At 73.2% G+C, this 4,477-nt stretch carries 4 protein-coding genes; all 4 read left to right on the plus strand.

Annotated elements, in window-relative coordinates; translation table 11 throughout:
- Nucleotides 1-1,205 (plus strand): ATP-binding protein (locus AB0K37_RS40445; protein ID WP_363991085.1); only part of this gene is annotated, 1,205 nt, incomplete at its 5' end.
- 103 nt (nucleotides 1,206-1,308) lie between these two features.
- A complete protein-coding gene (locus AB0K37_RS40450; protein ID WP_363991088.1) occupies nucleotides 1,309-1,863 on the plus strand; it encodes an RNA polymerase sigma factor in 555 nt (184 codons plus the stop codon).
- On the plus strand, nucleotides 1,863-3,005 hold the full coding sequence (locus AB0K37_RS40455; RefSeq protein WP_363991090.1) for a hypothetical protein: 1,143 nt from the start codon (nucleotides 1,863-1,865) through the stop codon (nucleotides 3,003-3,005). Before AB0K37_RS40450 ends, AB0K37_RS40455 begins: the two co-directional genes overlap by 1 nt.
- Before the next feature lie 439 nt (nucleotides 3,006-3,444).
- Nucleotides 3,445-4,314: a hypothetical protein gene (locus tag AB0K37_RS40460; RefSeq protein WP_363991093.1), complete on the plus strand. Its 870-nt coding sequence runs from the start codon at nucleotides 3,445-3,447 to the stop codon at nucleotides 4,312-4,314.
- Nucleotides 4,315-4,477 lie beyond the last annotated feature (163 nt).

Genomic DNA, 4,477 nt, shown 5'->3' on the forward strand with positions numbered 1-4,477 from the left:
GGCCGGCGAGCCCGCCCACCGCGGCGCCGGAACCCGCGCCGACGCCCGCGTCGTGCTCGCCGGACGCGCCCGGGCCCACCGCCACCGAGAAGCGCGCCCTCAACCAGCTCGCCGCCCTGGTCCGGGAGTGCCACGGAAGCCGGGTCGACGTGTGGCTGGACGAGACCGGCACGCCGGCCGCTCCGGCGCCCGCCGCCGAGTGCCTGGCCACGGCGCGCCGCACCCAGCTGAAGTCGTACGTCGCGCCGGCCGCGCTGCTCTACATCGGCTCGGTGGAGGACCGCGCGCCCGCCATCGACCCGTACGGCATCGCGGGGGTCACCGCGGTGATCCTCGTCCTGGCGGTCGGGGTCAGCGTCCTCGTCGCCACCCGGCTGGCGCGGCCGGTGCGGGCGGTCACCGCGGCGGCCCGGCGGATGCGGGCCGGCGACGGCTCGGCGCGGGTCACGGTGCGCGCCAAGGGCGAGGTCGGCGAGCTCGGCGCCGCGTTCAACGAGATGTCCGAGCACCTGGACCGCATGGAGCGGCAGCGCAGGGCGATGGTCAGCGACGTGTCGCACGAGCTGCGGACGCCGCTGAGCAACATCCGGGGCTGGCTGGAGGCCGCCCAGGACGGCGTGGCCGACCTGGGCCCGGCGCTGACCGCCTCGCTGGTCGAGGAGGCCACGCTGCTCCAGCACATCGTCGACGACCTCCAGCAGCTCGCGCTCGCCGACGTGGGCAAGCTGCGGCTGCATCCCGAGCCGGTCGACGTGGCCGACCTGGTCGAGCAGATCGCGACCGTGTACCGGGCCGCGGCCGAGGCCGCCGAGCTGACGCTGACCGCCGAGGTGACCGGTCGGCCGCATCTGGACGCCGATCCGGTACGGCTGCGGCAGGCGGTCGGCAACCTGCTCGCGAACGCGGTCCGCTACACGCCGGCCGGCGGGCGGGTGAGCCTGCGGGCGTCCGACGACGGCGACGACGTGCTGATCGAGGTCGCCGACACCGGGCCGGGCATCGCGCCCGAGCACCTGCCGCACGTCTTCGACCGGTTCTGGCGGGCCGAGAAGTCGCGCAGCCGGCAGACCGGCGGCAGCGGACTGGGCCTGGCCATCGTGCGGCAGCTGGCCGAGGCGCACGGCGGATCCGCGGCGGTGCGAAGCGAGCCGGGCCGGGGCGCGACGTTCGTCCTGCGGCTGCCCCGTTCGCCGGACCGCGCCTGACCCGGCGCGACGTGATCGGTGAAGGATTCCCGGCCCGCCATGTAATCCGCCGGGGCCTTCTCCGACTTCTCGGCGTAACGGTCCCGAGAAGAGAGGAGGTGGCGTGGACGAGCAAGAAGCCCGATTCACCCGCCTCTACGAGACGCACTACCGCAACGTCTTCGGCTATGTGGTGCTGCGGGCCGCCCCCCAGGCCGCCGAGGACCTGACGGGCGAGGTGTTCACCGTCGCGTGGCGGAAGATCGACGAGATCCCCGACCAGGCGCTGCCGTGGCTGCTGGGCGTGGCCAGGAACGTGGTCCGCCGGTCGCACGGCGCGGCGGGCCGGGCGCGCGGACTGGCGGACCGGCTGGCCGGCCTCACCACCGACGCCGACCTGCACGCCTGGGACGTCGCCGAGCACCTCATCGCCCGCGACCAGGCGCTGGCCGCCCTGCGGGCCCTTCCGCCCAAGGAGGCCGAAGCGGTCGCCCTGACCGCCTGGCACGGGCTCGGCCCCGCGGAGGCGGCCCGCGCCGCGGGGTGCTCCCGCACCGCCTTCGTCGTCCGGCTGCACCGGGGACGCCGCCGGCTGGCCAGGGCGATCGAGGCGTCCCAGGAAAGCCCCGCGCGAGCGCAAGGACGCGCCCCGCGCCCGCGAGTCATCCAGGAGAAGTAGTGAAGCAGGACGAACTCGACAACCTGATCGCCGCCCTGAAGCCCGCGGCGGTCGCCGAACTCGCCGACGACGCCTACGCGCGGCGCCCCGACGTGGCTCAGGTCCGTGCGCGCGCCGACGCCTCGACCGTGAACTCGCGCCTGGTCCCGGCGCGGCGGCCGGTCCGGCGGCTGGCCCTCGCCGGCGTGGCCGCGGTGGCGGTGGCCGCGACGGCGCTGGCCGTCGCCGTGCCGTCGGACGGCCCCGGCGACGCCCCCGGCGCCGGACACGACGGGACGCTCGACACCCGCACTTTCCTGCTGGCCAGCGCGACGACGGCCGCCAAGCAGCCCGCCACCCGCGGGACCTGCTGGTACAAGCGGACCCGCATGTGGCAGGACATCATGCCCTTCAAGCCCGGCGCGGGCGTGCCGACGCCCGCGGGCAAGCCCATGGGCAGGCTCCAGAACTTCCAGGCGCGGACCGCGAGCAGCGTCGAGGACTGGGCGTGCGCCCAGGCCGGGACCGGCATGCGCTTCGGTACGAACGGACCGCTGGACATCAAGGTCACCTTCCCCACGAAGAAGGACGAGGCGGCCTGGAAGGCGGCGGGCTCGCCCCCGCTCGACGTCAACGACGGCACGACCGTCTCGAAGCCCCGCATGGTCACCTACAGCAAGGGCTCGCACCTGGTGAACCCCGTCATCGGGTCCCACGAGATCGAGTGGAAGACGATCGCGAAGCTGCCGGCGACCGACAGCGCTCTGGAGAGCTACCTGCGCAGGCTCTGGCGGCAGGACCGCCGGGGCGGTGCGCACGGCTACACCGCCCCGGCGGATTTCGGCCAGTACGTCTTCGTCAGCGCCTGGGACCTGTTCATGGCCCCGACCACCCCCGGCACCCGGGCGGCCCTCTACCGGATCCTGGCGCGCACCCCGTCCGTGCACGTCACCGGACAGATCACGGACCGGCTGGGCAGGCCCGGCGTGGCCATTACCGCCAAGGGCACCAGCGTGCGGCTGGTCGTGGACCGTAAGACCGCCCACCTCCTCGACTTCGAGGACCAGTACACCGCCCTTCCCGGCAAGAAGGCCGGCAGTGAGTACCTGGCCTTCGAGAGCCAGGGCTGGGTGAACAAGCTCGGAGCCACCCCCGCCCGCTGACCGCCGACGACCACGGGGACGCCGCGCGCTCCGCGGCGTCCCCGCCCTTGTCTCCACCGTCCCCCCGGGGTCCGTCTGAGCCGGGGAACGACCGCCGACCGGTCGACCCAAATTGCGCTGGGCGTCTTGTCCGGGACGGTCTCCTTCGCCTGGCCGATGTGGTCGGGTGCCGGCGAACAGCCGGCCGGAACAAAGGAGATCCCTCATGAGCAGACTTTGGGGGGCGCTCTTTGAAGCGCTCTCCCTGATTTGCGTATCGGCGGGAGCGGCGTACGCGACGCGGCTCTACCCCGAGCACTCGGCGGCGCCCGTGGGTGCACTGATCACAATTTTCGGGGCCGTTTTCTTCAGCCTGGCCACGCGTCTTTCGCCTGGCAGGGCGAAGCAACCGCGTGCCAAGGTCCGGTGGAGGCGACGCCATTGGAAGTGGGTGCTCGTCATGGTGGTTCCCAGCACCTTCCAGGGGCAGGTCCACCAGGCCGCGCTGGAGCGTGTGAGCATCGGAACCCTGATGACGGTCATGACGCTCGGCGCGCTCGCCCTGGCGACGTGGCGGCTGTTCTTCTCCACGCACGGGTCACGCCGACGATGGCACGTCCTGTGGTTCGTGATCGGCCTGGCCGGGGTCACCATGCTGACCAGGCCGTTCACGGGCGGGACGGGGATCCTGGGCCTGGCCCTGACGGGCGTGGCCGCCGTCATCGGCGTCAACGGCACGATCGCCTCGGGAAAGCTGACCGAGATGGGGCTGCTCTCCCGGGTCGTCGAGCTCAACTGCTGGGCGGGCGCCTGCCTGGTCGGGGTGCCCGTCCTCGTCTGGACCGACGATCACTGGGTGACCTGGTACGTGCTGTCGACCGTGGTGGTCACGTCGCTCCTGAACATGATCGCCAACAAGCTGCACGTCCGCGCCTTCGACCTCGTCCAGTCGGACGATGGGTTGATCAGCACGGTGAAGTGCCTCAACCCGGTGCTGGCATGCCTCGTCGGCGTGGTCGTCGGGACCGGCGGGTCGCCGGGACTCTTCGGATGGATCGGCGCCGGGCTGGTGGTGGGGGCGTCCCTCGCCGCTCTCCGGGCCTTCCACCGCCACGGCCTCCACATCGGCCCCCGGACCGTCAACGGCGGTGTCTGGAAGCAGCCGCTTCCCGTCACCGACCCGATCTGGAAGCCGGACGGCGTCTGGAAGTGGGGGCTTCCCGCCACCGGCCCGAACGGCGGTGCCTGGAATGGCCGGCCTTCCAGGATCCGGCTTCCGAGCATCTGGAAGCCGGATGACCGGGGCCGACCGGTCTACAGATTCGCCTGACGGCTTCAACGCCGCCGGTCAGAACGATCCGCGACCATCTGAGGTCACGGACGGCGTGACGCGCACGCGTTGACGCCAGCACAGGCGGTGGAAGCGGGCCCGGCCCGCGGCCCCCCCCCGCCCGGGGCCGCGCCCCGGGGGCGGGGGGCGCCGCGGGGAGGGG

It is taken from the genome of Actinomadura sp. NPDC049753, from assembly GCF_040674655.1.
In the GTDB taxonomy this organism is placed as follows: Bacteria; Actinomycetota; Actinomycetes; order Streptosporangiales; family Streptosporangiaceae; genus Spirillospora; species Spirillospora verrucosospora.